The 20,921-nt window shown below is 63.1% G+C and carries 20 protein-coding genes, 1 tRNA gene and 3 pseudogenes; 15 read left to right on the plus strand and 9 right to left on the minus strand.

Annotated features, from left to right (window positions below; genetic code table 11):
• Positions 1–26 precede the first annotated feature (26 nt).
• The 3 genes from JL101_RS25735 to JL101_RS25745 are packed head-to-tail and all read left to right on the plus strand — an operon-like array spanning position 27 to position 2,380.
• Positions 27–272: a hypothetical protein gene (locus JL101_RS25735; protein ID WP_203102365.1), complete on the plus strand. Its 246-nt coding sequence runs from the start codon at positions 27–29 to the stop codon at positions 270–272.
• A 30-nt stretch (positions 273–302) separates the two neighbouring features.
• Positions 303–1,400, plus strand: a complete 1,098-nt coding sequence (locus tag JL101_RS25740) for a hypothetical protein (RefSeq protein ID WP_203102364.1) — start codon at positions 303–305, stop codon at positions 1,398–1,400.
• A complete protein-coding gene (locus JL101_RS25745; RefSeq protein ID WP_203102363.1) occupies positions 1,397–2,380 on the plus strand; it encodes a nucleotidyltransferase family protein in 984 nt (327 codons plus the stop codon). The genes JL101_RS25740 and JL101_RS25745 overlap by 4 nt, the downstream gene beginning before the upstream one ends.
• A 303-nt stretch (positions 2,381–2,683) precedes the next feature.
• On the opposite strand, the gene JL101_RS25750 is transcribed toward JL101_RS25745, so the two are convergent.
• Entirely contained in the window at positions 2,684–3,103 is a 420-nt protein-coding gene (locus JL101_RS25750; protein ID WP_203102362.1) for a hypothetical protein, read from the minus strand.
• 13 nt (positions 3,104–3,116) lie between these two features.
• On the opposite strand from JL101_RS25750, the gene JL101_RS25755 reads away from it, so the two are divergent.
• The 5 genes from JL101_RS25755 to JL101_RS25775 all read left to right on the plus strand — a co-directional run bounded on the left by JL101_RS25755 (position 3,117) and on the right by JL101_RS25775 (position 6,575).
• A complete protein-coding gene (locus JL101_RS25755) occupies positions 3,117–3,878 on the plus strand; it encodes a hypothetical protein (RefSeq protein ID WP_203102360.1) in 762 nt (253 codons plus the stop codon).
• A gap of 100 nt (positions 3,879–3,978) precedes the next feature.
• The gene (locus JL101_RS25760; RefSeq protein WP_203102358.1) at positions 3,979–4,332 is read left to right on the plus strand and encodes a cupin domain-containing protein; all 354 of its coding nucleotides are present in this window, start codon (positions 3,979–3,981) and stop codon (positions 4,330–4,332) included.
• 402 nt (positions 4,333–4,734) lie between these two features.
• Positions 4,735–5,142, plus strand: coding sequence for a cupin domain-containing protein (locus JL101_RS25765; RefSeq protein ID WP_203102356.1), 408 nt, complete (start codon positions 4,735–4,737; stop codon positions 5,140–5,142).
• Between the two features lie 91 nt (positions 5,143–5,233).
• Positions 5,234–5,701 (plus strand): carboxymuconolactone decarboxylase family protein, encoded by a 468-nt coding sequence (locus JL101_RS25770; RefSeq protein WP_228435162.1) that lies wholly within the window; start codon positions 5,234–5,236, stop codon positions 5,699–5,701.
• Positions 5,688–6,575: a sigma-70 family RNA polymerase sigma factor gene (locus JL101_RS25775; protein ID WP_228435163.1), complete on the plus strand. Its 888-nt coding sequence runs from the start codon at positions 5,688–5,690 to the stop codon at positions 6,573–6,575. Before JL101_RS25770 ends, JL101_RS25775 begins: the two co-directional genes overlap by 14 nt.
• 307 nt (positions 6,576–6,882) lie before the next feature.
• On the opposite strand, the gene JL101_RS25780 is transcribed toward JL101_RS25775, so the two are convergent.
• Positions 6,883–7,626 carry a M48 family metallopeptidase gene (locus JL101_RS25780; RefSeq protein WP_203102352.1) on the minus strand — a complete coding sequence of 248 codons (744 nt, stop codon included), beginning with the start codon at positions 7,624–7,626 and terminating at the stop codon, positions 6,883–6,885.
• A 158-nt stretch (positions 7,627–7,784) separates the two neighbouring features.
• Here JL101_RS25780 and JL101_RS25785 point away from each other — a divergent pair, with 158 nt between their 5' ends.
• Positions 7,785–8,480 carry an SGNH/GDSL hydrolase family protein gene (locus tag JL101_RS25785; RefSeq protein ID WP_203102350.1) on the plus strand — a complete coding sequence of 232 codons (696 nt, stop codon included), beginning with the start codon at positions 7,785–7,787 and terminating at the stop codon, positions 8,478–8,480.
• 101 nt (positions 8,481–8,581) lie between these two features.
• A tRNA-Arg gene (locus JL101_RS25790) sits at positions 8,582–8,658 on the plus strand.
• A gap of 72 nt (positions 8,659–8,730) precedes the next feature.
• On the opposite strand, the pseudogene JL101_RS36960 reads toward JL101_RS25790, so the two are convergent.
• The 3 genes and pseudogenes from JL101_RS36960 to JL101_RS25805 all read right to left on the minus strand — a co-directional run bounded on the left by JL101_RS36960 (position 8,731) and on the right by JL101_RS25805 (position 11,137).
• Positions 8,731–9,749 (minus strand): annotated as a pseudogene (locus JL101_RS36960) (IS481 family transposase).
• Positions 9,750–10,047: 298 nt separating this feature from the next.
• A pseudogene (locus JL101_RS25800) lies at positions 10,048–10,599 on the minus strand (IS701 family transposase); the annotation flags it as partial.
• 118 nt (positions 10,600–10,717) lie between these two features.
• Positions 10,718–11,137: a hypothetical protein gene (locus tag JL101_RS25805; protein WP_203102348.1), complete on the minus strand. Its 420-nt coding sequence runs from the start codon at positions 11,135–11,137 to the stop codon at positions 10,718–10,720.
• A gap of 398 nt (positions 11,138–11,535) precedes the next feature.
• On the opposite strand from JL101_RS25805, the gene JL101_RS25810 reads away from it, so the two are divergent.
• Positions 11,536–11,895, plus strand: a complete 360-nt coding sequence (locus JL101_RS25810; RefSeq protein WP_203102346.1) for a hypothetical protein — start codon at positions 11,536–11,538, stop codon at positions 11,893–11,895.
• Between the two features lie 117 nt (positions 11,896–12,012).
• Here the strand turns inward: JL101_RS25810 and JL101_RS25815 are convergent, their stop codons facing one another.
• Both JL101_RS25815 and JL101_RS25820 read right to left on the minus strand, forming a co-directional pair.
• Positions 12,013–12,210 carry a hypothetical protein gene (locus JL101_RS25815; protein WP_203102344.1) on the minus strand — a complete coding sequence of 66 codons (198 nt, stop codon included), beginning with the start codon at positions 12,208–12,210 and terminating at the stop codon, positions 12,013–12,015.
• A gap of 17 nt (positions 12,211–12,227) precedes the next feature.
• Positions 12,228–13,205 carry a transposase gene (locus tag JL101_RS25820; RefSeq protein ID WP_203102342.1) on the minus strand — a complete coding sequence of 326 codons (978 nt, stop codon included), beginning with the start codon at positions 13,203–13,205 and terminating at the stop codon, positions 12,228–12,230.
• A gap of 57 nt (positions 13,206–13,262) precedes the next feature.
• Between JL101_RS25820 and JL101_RS25825 the strand changes: the two are divergent.
• The 4 genes and pseudogenes from JL101_RS25825 to JL101_RS25840 form a co-directional block, all read left to right on the plus strand.
• A pseudogene (locus JL101_RS25825) lies at positions 13,263–13,394 on the plus strand (IS6 family transposase); the annotation flags it as partial.
• Positions 13,395–13,800: 406 nt separating this feature from the next.
• Positions 13,801–14,358, plus strand: a complete 558-nt coding sequence (locus tag JL101_RS25830; protein ID WP_202685509.1) for a hypothetical protein — start codon at positions 13,801–13,803, stop codon at positions 14,356–14,358.
• Between the two features lie 3 nt (positions 14,359–14,361).
• Positions 14,362–16,599, plus strand: a complete 2,238-nt coding sequence (locus JL101_RS25835; RefSeq protein WP_203102338.1) for an AAA family ATPase — start codon at positions 14,362–14,364, stop codon at positions 16,597–16,599.
• Between the two features lie 523 nt (positions 16,600–17,122).
• Entirely contained in the window at positions 17,123–17,872 is a 750-nt protein-coding gene (locus JL101_RS25840) for a sulfurtransferase (RefSeq protein WP_228435533.1), read from the plus strand.
• Positions 17,873–17,950: 78 nt separating this feature from the next.
• Here JL101_RS25840 and JL101_RS25845 read toward each other — a convergent pair whose 3' ends face one another.
• Both JL101_RS25845 and JL101_RS25850 read right to left on the minus strand, forming a co-directional pair.
• Positions 17,951–18,277 carry a recombinase family protein gene (locus tag JL101_RS25845; protein ID WP_228435164.1) on the minus strand — a complete coding sequence of 109 codons (327 nt, stop codon included), beginning with the start codon at positions 18,275–18,277 and terminating at the stop codon, positions 17,951–17,953.
• A gap of 428 nt (positions 18,278–18,705) precedes the next feature.
• Positions 18,706–20,310, minus strand: a complete 1,605-nt coding sequence (locus tag JL101_RS25850; protein WP_228435165.1) for a DUF4041 domain-containing protein — start codon at positions 20,308–20,310, stop codon at positions 18,706–18,708.
• Positions 20,311–20,921: the final 611 nt, after the last annotated feature.

Consider the following 20,921-nt stretch of genomic DNA (forward strand, 5'->3'; position numbering starts at 1 on the left):
AAACGACCAAGGACAGGAGACGCACGATGGAGAACGGTGAGCTGGGGAAGGACACGGGCGACAGGCTCGAGATGGAACGGCGGAAGTTCCTGGGGCGGTGCGGGCGCTTCGCGATCGCCACGCCGCCGGCCATCACCCTGCTGATGTCGACCAGCCTGACCTCGCAGGCGATCGCCAAGTCCGGCGGCAAGGGCCACCCGGGCAACGGCTACGGCCCGCGCGGCGGCGCTCCGGGACGGTCCTGGAAGAGCCACGCCGAAAAGTACCGCTGAAGCCCGCGGGCCTCGTTGGAGATTGCACCGGTGCAGGAAAACCGACCGACGATCGCCGAAGGCGTCTCGCTCGCCTTCATCGGGGAGCACGGGGTGCTCTTCGACGAGGCCCGGCAGGAACTGTTCCAACTGGACGGCGGGATGGCGTTCGTCTGGAGCCGCCTGGCCGAGGGAGCGGCGATCGACCGCATCGCCGAAGAGGTGGCCGGCCGCGGCCTGCCCGCCGGGCCGGTGCGGGCCTGCCTGGACCATGCCGTCTCGGAATGGACCCGGCTGGGGCTGATCCGGCCCCCGGCGATCCGCCAGCGCCTGGATGTCGGCGGCGCCCGCATCGAGATCCGCTACGCGACCGCCGCCCTGGCCGAACACGTCGCGCCGGGCTTCCGGAATTTGGAAATACTGCCCGGACCGGTGGATGACGCGCCGGACAGCCGCCTCGACGTGGGGGAGGAGGACGGCGCGGTGGTGATCCGCCGCGGCGCGCTCGCCCTGGCGACCTGCCAACCGGACGAGATCATCCCCGCCCTGAGGGGCGCGCTGACCCTGGAGGCGGTAGGCCTGGGCCGCCACGAGGTGGCGCTGCACGCCGCGACGGTGGCGGCGGACGGCCATGCCCTGCTGCTCAGCGGCTGCCCGGGCGCCGGCAAATCGACGCTGGCCGTCGGGCTGGCCCAATCCGGTTTCGGCCTCGCCGGGGACGACGTGGCCCTGCTCGGCGCCGACGGGCGGGTGACGGCGCTGCGGTTCGCGCCGGCGCTCAAACCCGGGTCCTGGCCGCTGCTGGCGGGGATGCGTCCCGACCTGCTCGACCTGCCGGTCCATGTCCGCTACGACAGCCAGCAGGTCCGTTTCCTGGACGGGGTGCCTTCCGCCGGCGGGGGACCGCTTCCGGTCCGCTGGATCGTCGGCCTCGACCGCCGCGACGGGGCCGGACCGGCGCTCGACCGGCTCGACCCGCTGGAGACGCTACGCGACCTGATCGGCGGCGCCGCCTCCGCCGACGACCGCCTGGGCACCGGCGCCTTCCAGGCCCTGGCCCGCATGCTGGACGGCGCCGGGTGCTATCGGCTCACCTATGCGCGGCTCGACGACGCCGTGGCCCTGCTGGCCGGATTGCGCGGATCATGAGGATGGCGCCCTCCCATTCCCGGTTCGACGCCCTGGTCTCCTGCCTGCGGGGACGGCCGCCGGCCGATGCCGACTGGGTCGGCGTGATCGGGGAGGCGAACCGCTACCTTGTCGTTCCCGCCGTCCGCGCCGCGCTGGCCGGATGGGCCGGGCCGGAGGTTCCGCAGGACGTGCGGGAGTACCTGGACTTCATCCACGGGCGGAACCACGAGCGGAACCTGCTGCTGCGCGCCCAGGCGGTGGAGGCCGTCGAGGCGCTGAACCGGCACGGCATCCTGCCGACCCTGCTGAAGGGGGCCTGCACGCTGCTGACGGCCGCCGAGGACCGGCTGGGCGACCGCATCCTGTGCGACCTGGACATCCTCGTGGCGGCGGGCGAGGTTCCGGCGGCGCTGTCCTGCCTGTCGGCGCTCGGCTACGAAGTCCAGCCCGGCGAGGCGCAGGACCATGCGCCCGCGGCGCTGGCGCGGCGCCGCGATGCCGGCATGATCGACCTGCATGTCCGGCCGCCGGGGCCGAGGAGGTTCCACCATCCCGACAGGCTCGCCCGGAGCGGGAGCATCCTGGCGATCGGCGAAGCGGGGCAGGCCCTGCTGCCGAGCCCGGAATTCCGGGCGCTGCACCTGATCGCGCACGACATGTTCCACGACAAGCTCTACCTGCGCGGCGATTTCGAGCTGAGGCGCCTCGTCGATCTGGCCGGGATCGCCAAGGCCCATCCGGGCCTCGACTGGGACGAGGTCGCCGCCCTGCTGGACGGACGGGAGGCCCGGCACGCCCTGGAGTCCCAACTGGTGGCGCTGAGATCCCTGTTCGGCGCCGACGTCCCCGCCGTCCCGTTCAGCCACCCCGTTCCCCATTTCCAGCACTGGCGCCGCCTGCTACAGGCGCGGCACCCGGGCCTCCGGACCCTGCTGCGCGGGATCTACCGGTCGTCGCGGCGGCTGGGCGGCGCCGAGACGGCGGTGACCGCGGGCTGAGCACCCCCGGGGGAATGTCAGCAAACGTCTACAAGCGTCGCGGCGCCGAAACCGGTCCGGCGCTTTCCCCCGCGCAGCGATGCCGACATCACATCCCCGGGGGAATGTCAGCATTCGTCATGATGTTGGACGGCAATCCCGACGGCTCGGGAACATCGACCGTCGGTGCCGACGAGGGATACCGGCGGTATCGCTGGCTTTCTTATTCACGCTGCAAAGATCCGGCACCGGAGTGCGGAGCGGAGTCTGGCATGAAGTCATGAAGGAATACTTTCCTTCATGCGGAAAGATGTGAGGCGTCCGTCAAGACGCCTTGATGCGCTCGATGATCCAGGACCACACGGCGAGGAGCTGGGCCATGACGGCGGGATCGCCCAGTTGCTTCAGCGAGACGCCGGGTTCCCCCTTGATGGCGCTCGCTGTCATCTGCATGCCGGGAATCAGCTTGAAGCGGTCCAGCAGTTCCTGGCGCAGTTCCTCGCTGTCGAAGGGAGGTTTTTCCTTGAGCCAGGCGAGGCTGGTGGCGGCCCGGTCGTGTGGTTTCAGGAAGACGGGGTAATATGTGCGCTGGCCATGGTTCACGCGCATCAGGACGGAGGGGTCGTTGGCGGTCGTCGTGGTGACATCGTCGGCATGCTCCACCATCCAGTCCACCAGGAGGCGCGCGGTCCGGACATGCTCGTCGCCATGGCGGACCCGCTGCCGGTCGAACCATTCCTCCACCGAAATCTTCCGGATGACGTCCTTGCCCTTGCGCCGCTGCGCCTCCGGCGGTGCGTCCGACGACGCGCGGGACGAGGGTGCGCATGCCCTCCGCGACGAACTGCCGGATTTCGAGTGCCAGCACCTCGGCCGGATTCATCTGGACGTTCAGGAATTCCACGATGCGCTGGAGTTCCGGATGGATCTCGTCGGCGATGAAGACCATGCGGATACGGCCGGCACGGAGATTGGCGTCGGCCTGCCGCCAGAAGGCCTCCGGGTCGGCATCGGCCCCGAGAAAGCGGGCGAGGATGCCGGCGGCCTCTTCCTCCGGCTGCTGGGCAGCGCAGGTCCGCTCGAACTGGAGCTTCAGCTCGTCCACCGGCCAATAGACGACTCCATTGGCGGCATAGTCCAGCATCTGGGCGACCACTTCCCGCCGGCTCCGGGTGTCGGTGGCGCGCTTTACCTCGACCAGCGTCGGCACGGCGTCCTGGTCGATGAACAGGTGGTCGAGCGACCAACGTCCTTCACCGCCGTCTTCGCCCGGCACCGCCTGCTCGCGCGCGATGAGAAGCCAGCGCCGCGGGTGGTCGGGGTCGACCTGATCGCCGGCGATGAGGCTGGGGTGTGTAGCCAGCAGGCGCTGGAGCAGATCTTCGGTAGCGTAGGGAGCCGCCCGCATTTCAGTGAGGCCGCCGTCGTCCCGGACGAGATAGATGCCGTTGCCCATGGCGTCTTGTATTCTTTTGTCGTGGCTGCGCAGCCGACCGAAGTGACCGGCCGCGCAACATGACCCATAAGGCGTTAAGATTCCGCCGATACCGCGGTGGACAACCGTCGGCGGCGGTTCCAACCTTCCTGCCTAGAAGCCGCTACCGAACAGGAGCCCGGACATGACGGAACCGATCAACCTCGCCACGAAGCTGAGCCTGTTCCAGGATCGCTGGTCGCCCAGGATCGTCGCCGGCTTCAACGGGCACGACGTCATGGTGGTGAAGGCCGAGGGGGAGTTCGTCTGGCACTCCCATCCGGACACCGACGACTTCTTCCTGGTCCTCCAGGGCGATCTCACGATCGAGCTCCGGGATTCGGAGGTCAGGCTGGGTCCCGGCGATCTCTACATCGTCCCGAAGGGCGTGGAACACCGGCCGGTCGCCCATGGCGAGGTCCATCTGCTGCTCATCGAGCCGCGCGGCACCCCCAACACGGGCGATGAAGCCACCGCCGCGAAGAAGGTGCCGGTCTAGAGCTGTACCCGATCAGGTCGATCCACCCGAGACAGCTGATCCGATGCGTTGCGCCATGGGCGCAACCTACGATCGTCAGCCCGCATCACCTCCGCCCTGCATCGAGCCGTAGGTTGCGCCCGTGGCGCAACATAGTGCGGCGAGTGGAGCGGCCGGCTGCGAGGACCGGCCCGGTGACCCCGAAGCGTTCCTGGAGCGGCTTGCTGGTCAGTCCGGCCTTGTAGCCGACCACGTCTCCCAGGTCGGGCTTGAGCCCCCGTCGTGCCGAACCGGGCAGCTTCCCTGCAAACCAAATTCCCGGCCCCATGTCACACGCGGATGTTCCGACTCGTCCTGAACTCGAAGCCGGACATACCCGCCATATGCCGGGTTACTTGCGGCTGATGAACTTGGGGATGAACCATGAAGCAGCTCTTTTACGCCCTCATCGGCGTGATCATCAGTGTGGGCGCGGCAGCAGCCCACGACGACAACGCCAAGGTGACGCTGGTCTACGAGCACACACTCCCCAACGTCCCCGGCAAGAGCATCAAGGGCGTGCTGGTCGAATACGGACCCGGCGGATCCTCGCCGGCGCACACGCACGCCAGTTCCGCCTTCATCTATGCGACCGTGCTCGAAGGGGCGATCCGCAGCGCCGTCAACGACGGACCAGTCGTTACCTATCATGCCGGGCAGAGCTTCTCGGAGAACCCCGGAGACCGCCACGGCGTCAGTGAGAACGCGAGCGACACGGAGCCGGCGCGGCTGCTTGCCGTGTTCGTGGTCGACACCGGCGAGACGGAACTGACCACGCCGTATGGCCAGTAACCTCGGGCGCGAAAAATCCCCATGCCATGTCACAATCCGTCCGCATCACCTCGTCTTTTCCGCGGACACTGACCATCCAACTCCGGAGATAATGATGACCCCTCGCTTGGCGGAACCTCACAAGGCTGCTCCCGCAGCGATCAAGGCGATGATGGCGCTGGAATCAGCCCTCGGCGCCAGCGGGCTCGACCACGGCCTGCTCGAACTCGTGAAGTTGCGTGCCTCTCAGATCAACGGCTGCGCCTTCTGCATCCACATGCACGCCACATATCTGCGCAAGCACGGCGAGACCGAAATGCGCCTTTACATGCTGAACGCCTGGCGCGAATCCTCGTTCTACAGCGCGCGGGAGAGGGCGGCGCTCGGTTGGACCGAGGCGCTCACCCGACTGGCCGAAACCGGCGCGCCGGATGCGGACTACGCGTTGCTCAGGGCGGAGTTCTCGGAGGAGGAGCAGGTGAACCTGACCCTGGCGATCGGCGCCATCAACACCTGGAACCGATTGCAGGTCGGCTTCCGGGCAGCCCACCCGGTGGATGGCGCCCGTGACCGGGCCTAGCAGCTCCGCCTGCTCGTTCGAGACGCACCGGCCACGGCTGGTGCGTCTCGCCTATCGCATGCTCGGATCATGGTCCGATGCCGAGGATATCGTGCAGGACGCTTGGCTGCGCTGGCGGCAGGTCGATGAGGCCACCGTGGGCGAACCCGCCGCCTATCTCAGCCGAACCGTGACGCGCCTGTGCCTCGATGTCATGAAGTCCGCCCGCGCCCAGCGGGAGATCTATGTGGGCTCCTGGCTCCCCGAGCCGATCGTCGAGGCGGAGGACGAGGAGATCCGGTCCGACGAGCTGACGCTGACCCTGATGCTCGCCCTGGAGCGGCTTTCACCGCTGGAACGCGCCGCCTTCCTGCTGCACGACGTGTTCGGCGTTCCGCTGGACGAGATCGCCGGCACACTCGACCGCGATCCCGCGGCCGTGCGTCAGCTCGCCGTCCGCGCACGCAAGCACGTCCAGGAGGCGCGCCCGCGCTACAAAGTCGAGCGCGAGGAAGGCGATCGCCTTGCCCAAGCCTTCTTCACCGCCTCGACGACGGGCGACATTGCCGGCCTGCGCGCCATGCTGGCGCATAACGTTGTGATGAAAGCGGACGGCGGCGGCAAGGTGCTCGCTTTCCTCAACCCCATCGTCGGCATCGAGCGGGTGGTGCGCCTCTTCGCCGGCCTGTACCGCAAGCTCACAGCGCAGCCGGCGGTATTCATCAGGACGATGTGGATCGACGGGCTGCCTGGCTATCTGAGTCGCGAGCGCGACAACGTATTGCAGACCACCGCGGTCGAGATCGAGGACGGACGCATCACCGCCGTCTACATCACCCGCAATCCGGACAAGCTCAGGCACATCGCGGAGGCTGTCGGCGAGGACGGAAGGTAACATGCCATCCACTGACGTGGCCAGGACCAGCGGGTCGATCCCATGTCGCTCGCGAAGGCGGCCCGTGTAGAAGCCCTGCTCCATGGTGAAGCGGGTCGCCGGCAGCGCGGGGCGTGTCACGCCAGCCGCCTTCATCCGACCGGCGGTGGCATCCAAGATGTGGATCAGCGGCAGGTCGACAGCTGCTTCCAGCGTTGGCGCCATCTTCATGGTTCCTCCCGTTCAGGTGAGCTTTCTGCGGCGCCGGCGATCCGACAATGCCGCAAACGGGTAGCCCCGCGCGCAGCCCGGCCGCCGTCCGGCCGCCTCAGGCGTTCCGGAGAACCTGGGGCAGGATCTGTTCCAGCGCTTCAATGCGCGCCCTGGGCGCCGGGTGGGTGGAGATGAAGGCGGGCGCGGTTCGTCCCCCGACGCGCTCCATCCGCCGCCACAGCTCCACCGCTTCCCGGGGGTCGAAGCGCGCCCTGGCCATGGTCAGCAGCCCGAGCTCGTCGGCCTCCAGCTCCTGGCGGCGCGAATAGGGCAGTTCCAGCCCGAACTCCACCCCGACGCCGAGCAGCGCCGCGATCTCGTTGGCATAGGCGACGTCCCCGATCTGGAGGGCGGCGCTGACCAGCCGCAGGCCCAGCTGCTTGGCCGCCGCGACGCTCAGCCGTTCCTGGGAATGCTCGGCCTGGTTATGCCCGATCTCGTGGCCGATCACGGCGGCGAGCTGGTCCTCGTTGGCGGCGACCCGGAACATGCCTTCGAACACGCCGATCTTGCCGCCTGGGAGCGCGAAGGCGTTGGGTTCGTCGCGGGCGAAGACGACCATTTCCCACCGGGCGGGGTCCTCGCCGGCCGCCTGGAGCAGGCGCCGGCCGACCGCCTGGAGGGCCTGCTGCAGGTCCCGCGCCTGCGACACCGGCGTCTGCGCCCGGATGCGCTGCCAGCTTTCCACCCCGAGCTGGCGGACGGTCTCGTCGGAAACGAGCTGGATCGGGAAACCGCCGATCTCGTCGCAGCCGGCGACCAGCGGCGCCGCGGCGACGCCGGCAAGAAGGCCGAGCATGCGGCGGCGGTTCAGCGGCGGGGAACAGGAGCACATGGGGAATAGATAGCCTGACGGTGGAGCGGAGCCAAGCCACCAACGGGCGGACGGGCATGCGGGTTGCGTGGGTCCGGTCCCGGCGTCCAGGTCCTTCCGGGAGCGTTCGCCCGGACGGACTGTTGGCCCAGGGGCTGAAGCCGTCATCGACCTGGAAGGGGGACAGGCCCATGGGCCATCTGGTGCTGCTCGGAGATTCCGTGTTCGACAATGCCGCCTATGTCGGGGGCGGCCCCGACGTGGTGGCGCAGCTGCGCGACCGTCTGCCGGCCGGGTGGCGGGCGACGCTGCGGGCGGTGGACGGCAGCCTGATCGGCGGCGTGGAACGGCAGCTCGACCGGCTTCCGGCGGATGCGACGCACCTGGTCGTCAGCACGGGCGGCAACGACGCGCTGGGCTACGCGAGCGTCCTGGAAGCCGGGGCGCGGTCGGTGGCGGAGGCGGTGGACAGGCTCGCCACCATCCGGGAACGGTTCGGCCGGGATTACGAAGCCATGCTCGACCGGGTGCTGGAGCGGGGCCTTCCCACTTCCGTCTGCACGATCTACGACACCCGGATACCGGAGCCCCGCCGGCGCCTGGTGGTGGCGGCGCTGTGCCTGCTGAACGACCGCATCACCCGCGCCGCCTTCGCCCGCGGGCTGCCGCTGGTGGACCTGCGCCTCGTCTGCGACCGGGACGAGGACTATGCCAATCCCATCGAACCGTCGGTGCGCGGCGGAGAGAAGATCGCTGCGGCGATCGCCGGTCTGGCGGTCGGGCCGATGTCGGGGGAGCCGGGCGGCGGTGGGGAGCGGTCAGTGGTGGCGGCGCGGTGAAGAGGGGGCGGGCGGGCGGGCCGGTGTTCGGAGGGATGAGAAAACACGTCCACCAGGCATTGCGCGGCGGCTTGGCATGGGCTATGGTCCGTCCCGTCGCTGGACCCGTAGCTCAGCTGGATAGAGCGCTGCCCTCCGAAGGCAGAGGTCGTACGTTCGAATCGTATCGGGTCCGCCACTTTTCCGGCCTTTCCGGGTCTAACATCCCGCTAAAATCCCACTACGATGGGCGAAGCGCCCCCGTCAGGTGTCAGTAAGCGCTGGAGCCTTCCTTGGTGTCCGGATGCGATACGTCCTTGGCGCTGTAGACGGTCAGCTGGGCGGCGATTTTGGTTCTGGCGCGGTCGCATGGGCTGGGTGTCTGGTAGGCCGGATTGGCGAGCTCAGGTTTTTCCCCGAGACGGGTCTGGACGACCTGGTCGGGTGACTGGCCGTCGAGGACGCGCTGTCGTCGTGCGTTGTAGGCAAGGTTGTAGCCGTGGAGCAGGCGTTCGAGGGCGCTGTGGGTGCCGATGCACATGAGCAGCACCTCCTGCCCGATGCGGCCGTTGAAGCGCTCGACCATGCCGTTGGTCTGGGGCGTGTACGGTTTGGTCTTGCGGTGGTCGATGCCCAGTTTGCGGCAGGCCGCCTCGAAGCCGTCAGCGGTGAAGCAGCTGCCGCGGTCGGTCAGGACATGGGTCACCTTGAAGGGGAAGGCGGCGGCCGCTTCTCTCAGGAAGGCCGTGGCGCAGGCTTCGGTTTCCTCGTCCTTGACGGCGAGGTGAACCTGCGCGAGGCACGGTCGATCGCGACGTAGAGGTAGCGCTTGCGCGGTCCGGAGCCGATCACGTGCAGCTTGGGCAGATGTTTGATGTCGATGTGCACGAAGCCGAGGTCGTACTCCTTGAACGGCTTGGTGACTTTCCTCGGGACGGAGGGAACCGGCAGTCGGCCCAGGCCTTCGGCTTTGAGGATGCGGTAGATGCTGTCGCGGTTGAGGTGGGGCAGGAAGTGGCGGAGCGTGAAGGTCAGGTCGTCGAGCGCGAAGCCGGTCATACGGCGCAGGTGGCAGACGATAGCGCGCTCCTCTTCGGTGGCCCGCCAGCGCAGGTGCATGGGACGCGAGGAGTGGTCCCGGCAATCCTCGGCGCCGCGCCTGCGCCACTTGCGGATGGTCTCGGTGCTGACGCCGTAGCGTTTGGCCAGCTCGCCCGAGGGCTCGGTCGAGCGAGCGATTTCGGCACGCACGGCCGGTGTGGTTCGGGCATTGGGATGGATCTGATACATGGGCAGGCCTCCATGGATCGTTCGACATCCGCCGCATGCCGATGATCAGGGTGTTCCGAACGGCGGTGGGCCCTCAAGCCTGGCCCTGCGGGCCCCCGCCGCTAGCGCGGCGGCTGCGGGCTTGACCGCCCACCGCCGTTCGGAAGATCCGGCTCTTCATCGAGTTCGACGGACCGGACTGGCTGGTGCTCCCGCGCGCCTAGTGGGCCGGCGAAGTGCCAGGCATAAGCCTCTATCGCCCAACAGACCCGATCCCAACAACGTTCCGCCACTACACACTTAGTATTACAGCCGGTCTTTATCGGTTTGGGTATGACGCCTCCAGTGGCAGCGGCGAGCGCGTTGTTGATGTCGTCGTCGCCAGAGTGACCAGGCGATAGCGGCGGTAGGACCGGGGCTTGGCCGGCCGGCGAGACTGGCGAGGAGGGTGCGGATCTCCGGAACGGTGAGCGGCAGAAGGTTGGCCTGAAGATCGACAGTCTCCGGCCCCCCCGATGGCCGCCGCTCGCACGACGGTCAGGAACGCCAGGGCCAGCATGGCGAGCGTGACATGGCGGTGCCAGGCCGTCCAGGTGCGGACCTCGTACTGGTCCAGCCCGACCTCGCCCTTGGCCGCTTCGAAGCAGGATTCAATGGTCCACCGAGTTCCGGCGACATTCACCAGGGCGCTGACCGGCGTGGTCTCGGGGGCGAAGGTCAGGTAGTACGTGAGCTTGTCCGGCTCGGTGAGGGAGCGACGGACCAGCAGGCCTCGGTTCCATCCAGGCTGAAGAGAGGGATACTCCCTGTAGGCCCAGTCGTACAGGCGTGGTCCCTTGCCGCCATCGCCGGCGCTCAGCCACTGCCAGTCCCCGGGTATAATGTGCCAAGCTGAACATAGTCTTAAGAATGTAAGCGTGACCTATTCATGATAAGGCTTTTTAGCATCATCGCTACGCCGTATGCGATGTTCCTGAAAGCTCCTAACCTCAAATTAAATCTAAATTCTGGCTAATTAGCCAGATTTGGGTTTTGGATTTTTCAATGATGCTTGACCAAGCCAACGCATCTGATCGCGCTGAATCGATCTGGTTTACAGGCTCATCCAAGAGGATAGCTAATGACGTATGGTCTGCAATCATGATTGTCGCACAAACCAAGCAATTTGATAATCCAGAACTAAATAAATAAGACTGCGCTGATTCAAATGGACATAAAATATCTTTCCCATTATTGATCCACCAAGAAGCTTGTTGATTTTCCATAAACATCTGAGCGAGTAGTTGGATTTGGACAACATCTTTCGGAAAAACCGATTTTAGAACAAATTCTGTTCTACTTACAATTGGTTTCATGAAGTGGCGAATCACTATCGCTCGTTGTATTTCACTCTCTTGCCCATTCATCATCTATCTCACTCGTATTCGGGATTTTCGATAACCTCACCCGAGCTAACGCTGGTACAAGAAGTCAACATAAAGAAAATATATTATTGTAATCACAGATTAAGATTTCATTGCGAGTGCGAGAGCGGCTTATTCTATCTTTAAGGTGAACCAGATAGACCGTTTTAGTGAGACCACTTGAAGCCGTTTTACTTTCTGTTCCTATTGGCTGATAGCGTCATTCGAGCGCCGAGAACCACTCTGCCACACTCCTAATGCAGAACTTGTCGTTTACGCTGGTTCAACCGATTTTTGTCCTCATGGATATCACGCCAGACACACGCCTCAGGTTCATGCCCGCCCCTAGGTCACTCGCATGCATGTCCCGCCTAGTTTTAGCAGGCGCAGGATACCCGGCAGCCATGAAAGAATTCATAGACCATCTGATCGAAGTAGCGGAGTGGAGTGACGGCCACTTAGTCGTGCCAACTGCTGTTTATGATGAAGAGCCAGAAGTTTTGGATAATAGTATGCTGCACGCGCATGTTGGTGGCATGGCTGAACACTTGGCGCGGTTGGTGGGCGGCAATGCTCCGCCGTGGTGCGAGAAGCCCTGCTATTTTCTGCAAGGTACGTACTTCTTGTATGGAGAGCGGTCGCGGCTGTTCCTGCTCGAATCGACCCCGGAAGCTTTTCGCCGTCGCGGACTTTTCTGTGGCCCCGTTTTGCAAAAGCTGGTCACAGCCTTGAAGATTTCTACCTCTGATGCACACATCCCATAGTTGTTGATACGACTAATGGACTAACCACAAAACCATCGTCCTGCCCCTTTCTTTTATGCATACGCGCAATAACCTTTGGTTTGGTACGATATAGAAGTTGTATCCTGTATAGTTTTGTCAGAGGCAGCGTTGTTCCTCGATCCGAAAGAGAGAAGTGCTGTAGGTTCCGAAGAGCAACACAGGAATATCTTGCTGTTTGCCTACGTGGACGGCGAATTGGATGCAGCGCAGCGGCGTCTTGTCGAAGATTTGCTTGCCCGCGATCCGGATGCTCGTCAGCGGATCGCACAGACGCGTCAACTCGATGCCTGGCATTTATGCTCCTGTATATGTCAACCGGCATTTTGGTCAGATGGAGCGGGTTTGGATGAATGGCACAAATGGCCGAAGATTTCCCGCACCACGAAGCGCTTGAGACAGCGCATGATCTCGGGCTTGCTCTTTCCTTCCGCGGTTCGGCGCCGGACGTAGTCGATCGTAGGCTGGTGGCCGCGCATGCGCACGACGACCACGCGGTGAAGGGCGGCGTTGGCCCGCCGGTTGCCACCGCGGTTGAGCCTGTAGCGGGTGACCTTGCGGCTGGAGGCTGGCATCGGGCAGGCGCCGCAGAACTTGGCAAGAGCGCCCTCGGAGTGGATCCGCTCCGGGTTGTCGCCGACCAGGATCAGCATTTCCGCGGCGGTACCTGACTTGATGCCATAGGCCTTCACCAGCGTCGGGGCGCAGTGCTCGAACAAGGCCTCGAGGTGAGCGTCGTGGGCCTTGATCTCGGCGTCAAGGTCGAGCCATCGACGCGCGAGGGCGCTCAGGCTGGCCTTGGCCGAAGCGGTTGGGGACGTCATCGCCCCCGGACGCAGCGCGGCGAGATGACGGACCAGCGCCATCGTGCCCGTGATCGTTTCAAGCTTCTCGCGCAGGCCAGCCGGCACGACGATTATGACGGCCTTCAAGGTCAGCATGGCCTGGGTTCGTGCCTTGACGGCCGTGTCTCGGGCAACCTTCAGGTGGCGGATCATCTCGACCCGGCCAGTGGACGCCTTGGGCAGGCCGGTGGCTTGGCCACCGAGCACGGCGCGGGCGGCGCCCTCCACATCGAGATGATCGGTCTTGCCGTGCTGGCGCCGCAGCCGCCGGTCGGGGCGGCTGACCTCGTGAACGGTGTAGCCGCCGTCACGAAGGGCGCGGGCGAGACCGGCGCCGTACGAGCCAGTGCCCTCGATGCCGAAGGCGTGGATGGTTCCGAGCGACGCCGCCCAGGTTTCAAGCTGGCGGTAGCCATGACAGCCGACCTTGATCGTCAGCTCGGCCACCCGGCGCCGAAGCCGGTAATCGCCACAGCGGCGTGGGTGTGCTTGTGGGTATCGACACGCTTCGTCTCAATGCATGCCGCCACCTACAATACCTTCAACCTGCAGCGCCATCTGATTTCCCGCCGCACCCTGCGCACCTTCCGGGCCCAGGCCATGGCCGATTGGAATGCTGCTGCCACTGCTGCATGAAAGTTGTCAAAGGTTCAGGGATTCTGCGCGGTGGCCAAGTTCACGTGACAATGCTCCAATATGGTAAAACACTGCTTTGTTAACTTCTTTCGAAAAACAACATTTGTCGAACGGATTATTATTTTCTCGAAGAATACCACCGGTTGTCCTTTTGCGGGATAATTTATTCGTTTTCGGAGATAAATCGAAGCTCTAATCGCAAACCGTAATTCATAGAAAAGGACCCGCACTCTAAAAGGTTGTACCAGCGCCGCTCTCTCATGCTTTCCGCGATGTCCGCCACTTCTTAAAAAACATGAGGTCTAATCACGGCTTAACCGGCCCTGGACATTTTGAGTCGTCCGACCCGCGGGTCTAAGCAGCCTGCGCGGGTGGACGGAGCAAAGCACTTTTCTCGAGGTCTGACATGTCTCTCGTTATTGATACCGGCTACCAGCAGTTCCGCAGCGCCGACGTTGGTCTCTCTTATTTCAGCGATGCCAGCAAGGACGGCGTCATTCCGGCGCAGAGCTATTCCTTGCGTACCCGTGACGGCCGCATCGTTTATGACGCCATCAGAACTGACGGCGTCGTTTTCGACATTTACGACGGCGGTCTAAAAACCGGTTGGTGCCGCAGCACCGGCGAAATCGGCCTACCGCCCGATTGGCGTTTCAATGCCAGCTTGGGCAAATTCGAGCCGAAGCCCGAAGGCGAGGGCTGGAAGCGCGGCTTCTCGATCCCCGTCGCGATCACGAAAACCAACTTCGCGCTGTGGGAACAGGCCCAGACCGCCAGCTTCCAGGCGGTGTGCGACGTCGCCGTCAAGATCAGCCGCATGGAGAGGCCCGATGGCAAGCTGCCAGTCGTGTGCCACACCGGATTCCGCGAGATCCGCCTAGCCAAAGGGCCGCTCCAGGTCCCGGTGCTGGAAGTGGTCAAGTGGACCCAGCGCCCGACCTGCCTGCCCCCGCTCGGCTACTGATCCATGAAGCCGTTCTGGACGATCCAGGCAAAGGAGCCGCGGGAAGCAGCTCCTTTGCTTGCTAAGATGGGTGTCTCGTTCATTCCACTGGGACACAACAAAAAGCCCCTGGGTCCTTGGAAGGAATACCAGAGCCGGCCGCCGAGCGTCGCCGAGGCTCTGACCTGGGCAAAAAACCTGAGGCACATGCAGATCGGTCTGGTCACCGGCCGGGTCAACAACATCTCCGTCGTCGATTTCGATCATCCGCAGGCCGAACAGTGGTGGCTCGACCAGGGCTACCCACTGAGCGAGATCCAGCAACAGACCAGACGCGGCCGGCATCAGATATTCCGTTTTTCCGAAAATACCCGGACCGGCAAGGGTTTTGGCCCACCGTTCGAGGCCATCGATGAGGAGGGCGAGGTCACTGTCGCCGGCCGGCTCGACATCCGCTCCGAGGGCGGCTACATCGTGTGGGCGCCGTCGCACATCAACGGCCACACTTATAAGGTGATCACGCCGGATGATCTGCCGGAGGATTTCCAGCCGCGCGCGCTTGACTTCCTGCTAAAGGGGTTTTTCCAGACGATTGCTCCGGAGCGGGCCCCGCCGCCTCAGGCCAGCCAAAACACGGCGCCGCGCCAAGCCCATGCCCCCGGCGAGGTCGTCGAGGATGGTCTCGGCCGCGCCACGGAGGGCAGGGAGACCCGCCTGCGTGAGATCGTGCTCAGCCATTTCCGAAATTTTGTCGATCAGCACGGCCGCGCGCCGCTGTCCAACGAAGAGGTCGGGCAGGTCGCCGCCGATGTATGGGACGAGTTCCAGCTGCGCATGAAGCCGCGGCCGGGCGATGGCAACAAGTACACACTTGACGGTGTCCGGCGGAAAATCCTCAGCACCCGGAAACGCTATGAATCCGGTGATTTGAAGTTCAGCCGCGACAAACAGGAAGCGCTGGCGGATCCGGCCCAGGCCCTGCTGGCCCTGGCCAATACCGTCCAGCAGCAGCCCTTCATTGCTTTCGATCCCGAAGCCGGCGACGACGGTGACGATGGCTGGACCGGCTCCGGCGCGCCTGCCCAGCGGACGGCGACAGTGGCGCTGACGGCAAATTGGTTCGATCCATCCTACATCATTCCGCGACGTAGCTGGCTGATCAAAAATCTTGCCGCCAGGAAATACCTGACATTCATCCTGGCGCCTCCCGGCGTCGGAAAAACCACGATTAGCGCCGATCTGCTGGTGACCTACGTTTCCGGCGCCGAGGAGTGGTGTGGCTACGAGATCACGGCAACGCCCGAAGGCCGCAAGGCGTGGTTGTATAATGGCGAGGATGAAAAGGACGAGTTGTATCGTCGTGTCACCGCAGCCGCGCAAGCGCGCAAGGTCAAACCGGAATATCTGGCCGGCCGGCTCGCGGTGGACAGCGGCGCCGATCGGCCGATCAAGATCGCCAATCTCGCCCAGGACAGCAAGGTCCGCAAGCTGGTCAAGACCGGCGACGTCGAGGCCCTGGTCAAGATCATTACCGATCTTGGCATCGATCTGGCAGTTTTCGATCCGCTCCAGGAGGCTCATGAAGCCAACGAAAATGACAACCTGGAAATGAAGTTTGTTGCAGCAACATTCCGTGAGGTTGCTCAGAAATCGGACTGCGCCATCGTAATCATTCATCATACGCGCAAGATGAATGACGATGAAGGTGCCGGCAACTTCGATATTGGTCGCGGCGCATCGGCAATATCCGGCGTCGCCCGCTTTATTCTGACCTTGCTCAATGTCGCTCCCGATGCCGCCGCCATGGTCGGCATTCCTCTGGCAGAACAGCATAAATTCGTCAGACTCGATGAGGCCAAGTCAAATTTGTCAATGGTGACCAAGGATACCAGATGGTTCAAGCGCATCGGCATCGATATCGGCAATGGCGCCGACGGCGGCCTGCCGGATGAAGTCGGCTATCTGGAACAGTGGCACCCGCGGCCGGTCGGCGGCGAGCTGACGCCGGAGATCGTCACGCAAATGCTCGACGAGGTCCAAGCGGCGGCCCGGGAAAACGATCCCTACAGCGCACACCCGCAGGCAAAACGGAACATCATTGGCATGATGGTCTACCTGTCCAATGACCTGCTCGACAGCAAGCGGGCCAAGCTTTTGTTCCAGAAGTGGATCAAGGAAAAGGTCCTGCTTTCCGGCGAATCCTACTCGGCATCGAGGAAGTGCCGGGTGCCGGCGATCCTGGTTGGAAAACGCCCCGAGTAGGGGCGTTTTTCATGTCTGCCAGGCGCGGGTCTAGGCGCGGGTCAGGCGCGGACCGCGCGGCCCGCGGGTAGGATATATAGTAAACTATAAGCACCGTACGCAGGCCTTTAGGGCCCCGCGCCCCGTGCACTGGTCGGGGTTGGCAGTGGACGGTGCGGCAGCCAGGGATCGAGGCGGGACAAGCCCGCCACTGGCAGATACAAAAGACGACACCGCCTGTTCCAGCCATTCCATCAAGCGGAACAACCTCAGCGGACCCAATCCGGAAAAACCGATGCCTGTATAACAGGGAATCCGCCACAAAACGGGCACTCTATATATGTATGTGCAGGGGTAGCCGCGGAGCCGCCGACAATACCCTCAGAAAAGCCATTTAAAACGATCGGTGATTCCGACCCTGGGATCTCGCCGGGAGCGATCTCACTACAATAGAGTCTCATCACATCGCACGCGATGATATGGTGCGATCGAATCCGGCTAAAGCGGGGCGAGGCGGGACATTTCCTGGATCAGGGCGAGCCTGCTGGACGTCCGTGCGTCTGAGGAGTTCGAAGCCGACCGGCTTCGGGGTGCCGTTCGCGTGCCAATCGAAATGTGGGAGGAGAAGGCGAAGATGCCCGGATCCGAGCTGGGCGACCCTACCTTTTGGGAGGCCGCCATCGGGGCACTAGGTATCGACGGCGGGCGTCCGGTCGTGATCTACGACGACGGGCGGATGACCGAGGCAGCTCGGGTATGGTTCATCCTTCAGCATTTCGGTATCCATGCCGCCGTGCTCAACGGCGGGTGGCCGGCGCTCGATACCGTGGCAGGATTTGATATCGAGGTCGGCCCCGCAGCCCAGCAGGTCCCTGTCAACTTCCAGGCGCGTCCCGGTTCGGGGCCGGTCGGCCTTGCCGACCGAGCGACCGTCCGAGCCGAACTCGGCACCTCGACACAGGTCTTTGACGCACGGACTGCGGCGGAGTATGCAGGCACGGATTACAGGAAGAACGCCCGAGGCGGCCACCTGCCCGGGGCGAGGCACTTCGCGCATGCCGACCTGCTGGACCCTTCCGGTCGTCTCCGAACCTCCGGCGAACTGCGAGCCGTGCTGGAGGCGGCTGGCTTCTCGCCGAGAGCGCCGATCGTCACCCACTGCGACGGAGGTGGACGGGCAGCTCTCGCCGCCATCGCGGCGCTGCGAGCGGGAATGCCGGACGTCCGGGTCTATTATCTCAGCTTCGCCGACTGGGCACGTGACGAAATCTGCCCGATCGAGCGCCCGTTTTAGTTCCCTTTGCCTCGGCGGGAGGTGCTATTTGGCGGGAATAGTCTCGACAGTCTTGGTGAGGAGGTGCTCCCGGAATTTTTACCTCCAAACAACGAATCCAACAGCAAAGTCATATTTATCACAAATGATATTGAATGGTAGAAAACCTAGTCCGAGTTGCCGGGCGGCATGGATGGCAATAAGGCCCGCATCGACAAGGGCGAACGTGGCTAGGAGCTTCTGCTCACCAAGGTTGAAACGCCCCTGCAGACTTCTTAGCACATGTGCAGCGGCGACTCCGTCGCACGAGCGCTCCGCGATCAGCCGGCTCTCAAAATGGGCGACGGCTCCGAAGACTTGGAAGACCAGCTCTTCGGCTGCCGATGCGGTATCGAGCTGCTCCTCAATAGACTTGAATGCGAGCACCCGGAACTTAAAACAGATCGACACGAACGAAGGACGGCATCGCCACCGCCCGCGCTCGTGGTAAGCACCCGGGCCGTCAGCCTGTCGATCTGGAAAAGATCGGAGCGGCGCTGAAGCTTGTAGAGGCCGGCCTGTCTCCGACAGTCGCCACAAGACAGTTGGGACTGGAACGGTCAACCGTCTACCGCGAAGCGAAGCTGGCTGGCGCAAGGCAACCACCACCCTGACAGCCCTTGAAATGGTCGGAAGTTCGTGACAGTTCCCGAAAGGTTCGACCTTAGCGTTGTTTATCTAACAACCGGCGCGCTGCCCTCCAAATGGGCGATATCAGGATATGTTGTTCATGACGGTGTTTTCCCCTTACCACACAGATCCAGCGGGCGGCACGGCTGAAGCGCAAAGGCATGGCCGATACGTAGATCCCGGTATCAGGCCACAAGATCCCCCTCAACCGCCTCATCTTCGTAAAGCGTCTCAGGCAGATCAAGCCGTGCCCTCTGCTCCGCAAGCCAAGCCTGTCTTGCAACTGGGTCGGAGGCGAGGCGCTGTTCGAGAGCCAGAGTCTCCCGATAGTGGCGTGCTTCCGCCGCCAAGGTCCAGTGGATTGTTCCAACATTCTGCTCCTCAACAACTTTTCGTAGATCGTCGAGGGAAACGCGGAAAAATTCCTTCCGGAGATTGACTTTGTTCACCTGCTGCAAGAAAAAGCGCTTCTGGAGATCGCGCTCCAGAGCTGGAGCGTTCTCGGAAAAGATCATGGCGTGGACGTCGAATTCGAAGGGTACGCTGGCATCACCGAGTTCGCGAACACGATCGAACGGCTCAAGACGTCTTGTCATCCCTATTTTGAAGATGTCTTCGCCAAATGATCCCACGTTCGATATCACGTAGACGTGGCCGGCCCTAGTCTGCTGGGCCATCGACAGGGCACGCTGGTTTTTGACTTCCGCCTCTGTCAACCTCTGCTCCATCTCGCGTAACTGCATCTCGTATTTCTGCTTCTGCTCCTGCCCGGCCACTTCATACGCCCCGCGCACCTTTTCCATTGCCTTCTTGAGAGCGTCCTCCTCTTTGGCCGCATCTCGCAGGGCGCGCTCGAACTCGCGCTGTGCCCGTTGCTCTTCTCGGATCTGGTCTTTGATGCGCTTTTGCTCAGCCATGTCGGCCAGCTTCATCTCCTGCAGTACCGTGCCCAGACGCAGCTCTTCGAGTCTCAGTTCCAGGTACCCGGCTTCAACCTGAGCTGACCGGAAAGCCTGACCGTTGAGGTTGACCAGCGCGAAGGCATCGAGGATCTCCTGGCGGAGCTTGCCGTAGTTGTCATGGCGAAGTCTGGAAAGAGCGGTCTCTACCTTGCCGTTGAAGGCATCGGCAACGAAGCGAATGGCCGTCTCGCGCCGATTGGCTTCGACATAGTCGCAAGTCGCGGCCCGGCCATCCCTCATCATGCGCTTCACCTGCTCCTTGACCAGCTTGTAATCCCGGCTGGCCAGGGAAAAATCATAGTCGTCCGCAAGTTTGTCCAGCAGGGTCACGCCGGGGATCAGGTACTCGTCCCCATAGCCTTCGATCCGGTTCTTGAGCGCCTTTACCACACCATCCAGCCTCTCGGCTTCACGTATCGCCCTGAGGGCCTGACCTGCGGTTTCCTCTGCCTTTCGCTCGGCGCTGGTGATCATATTGACAGCTTGGCGACGCGCTGTTTCCAGCAGTTTATCGGCATAGGTTCTGGCCCTGGTCTCCACGTCCGCTGCCTGGCTTTTGCCCGCGGCGAGAGTTTCAGCGCGCTCGGCTTTGGCGCCTTCGACGATCCTGCTCGCCTGGATCCGTGCGACATCCATTATGGCCTTCGCCTGCTCACGCGCGACTGAGACTGCTTCCTGAGCTTCCTGGAGCTGACTTTCAAGTTCCCGCCTCATCCGGGACTCAGCAGTATGTGCGGCGTCCATGATACGTTTGGCCTCGCCTTCGGCCTCGGCGACCCTGGCGTAGGGCAGGAGGCGGTCGTTCTCTGACCGCAGGCTGGCTGTCATCTCCTTCTGTCGGCGAAGCCTACGGATTTGGACCAAAAGAGAAATGACGGCGACAAGTGCGACCACGCCAGCCGAAAACGCAATAATATGAAGATAATTTTCCAAAATTACCTGCGAGATCCGATCACATCATGGTTCAACCATGACACATCCCAACTAATTCGACAATGAATTGTACTCTTTTCGGTCGCCTGGTGAACGTGAGGCAGAAGTATACTTGTGTCCACTGGATTTATTTTTCGCATTTTATTCGCATGCCATAGGATGCAGTCTGTCCTGGCATGTGTTTGATTGATCCAAAGACCTCGATGCGCCAATCGGCCACATACCGGAGTAATCAGCGATATCAAGGTCGTGCCCGTACCAAACGCACGAGGCCGGCGCTGGGTGATCGACAGCTGGTCAGCGTGAGTCGCTATGATGTCAACTTTCTGTTGCGAGCTTCCATGACCAACGCATCCGGTCAGGGACCAGCGCGGCCCGTCAGAAGCCCGAGTTGGACCCTAAAACGCTTGCAATCCGATTGCTTCTGCGCAATTCGATAGCGCACCCTGTTGCTGTACCTAGTACACTGACGCAGACAAAAGATTCAGAGAGCAACATGCAAGGCC

This window comes from Skermanella rosea, assembly GCF_016806835.2.
Taxonomy (GTDB): Bacteria; Pseudomonadota; Alphaproteobacteria; order Azospirillales; family Azospirillaceae; genus Skermanella; species Skermanella rosea.

Excerpts from the sequence above, each read along its gene's own strand:
- JL101_RS25735 (WP_203102365.1), top strand. The coding sequence starts at position 27 with ATGGAGAACGGTGAGCTGGGGAAGGACACGGGCGACAGGCTCGAGATG.
- JL101_RS25780 (WP_203102352.1), bottom strand. The coding sequence starts at position 7,626 with ATGCTCGGCCTTCTTGCCGGCGTCGCCGCGGCGCCGCTGGTCGCCGGC.
- JL101_RS25770 (WP_228435162.1), top strand. The coding sequence starts at position 5,234 with ATGATGACCCCTCGCTTGGCGGAACCTCACAAGGCTGCTCCCGCAGCG.
- JL101_RS25805 (WP_203102348.1), bottom strand. The coding sequence starts at position 11,137 with ATGATGAATGGGCAAGAGAGTGAAATACAACGAGCGATAGTGATTCGC.
- JL101_RS25745 (WP_203102363.1), top strand. The coding sequence starts at position 1,397 with ATGAGGATGGCGCCCTCCCATTCCCGGTTCGACGCCCTGGTCTCCTGC.
- JL101_RS25765 (WP_203102356.1), top strand. The coding sequence starts at position 4,735 with ATGAAGCAGCTCTTTTACGCCCTCATCGGCGTGATCATCAGTGTGGGC.
- JL101_RS25760 (WP_203102358.1), top strand. The coding sequence starts at position 3,979 with ATGACGGAACCGATCAACCTCGCCACGAAGCTGAGCCTGTTCCAGGAT.
- JL101_RS25850 (WP_228435165.1), bottom strand. The coding sequence starts at position 20,310 with ATGACAGCCAGCCTGCGGTCAGAGAACGACCGCCTCCTGCCCTACGCC.
- JL101_RS25810 (WP_203102346.1), top strand. The coding sequence starts at position 11,536 with ATGAAAGAATTCATAGACCATCTGATCGAAGTAGCGGAGTGGAGTGAC.
- JL101_RS25755 (WP_203102360.1), top strand. The coding sequence starts at position 3,117 with ATGACGTCCTTGCCCTTGCGCCGCTGCGCCTCCGGCGGTGCGTCCGAC.
- JL101_RS25835 (WP_203102338.1), top strand. The coding sequence starts at position 14,362 with ATGAAGCCGTTCTGGACGATCCAGGCAAAGGAGCCGCGGGAAGCAGCT.
- JL101_RS25815 (WP_203102344.1), bottom strand. The coding sequence starts at position 12,210 with ATGCCAGGCATCGAGTTGACGCGTCTGTGCGATCCGCTGACGAGCATC.
- JL101_RS25830 (WP_202685509.1), top strand. The coding sequence starts at position 13,801 with ATGTCTCTCGTTATTGATACCGGCTACCAGCAGTTCCGCAGCGCCGAC.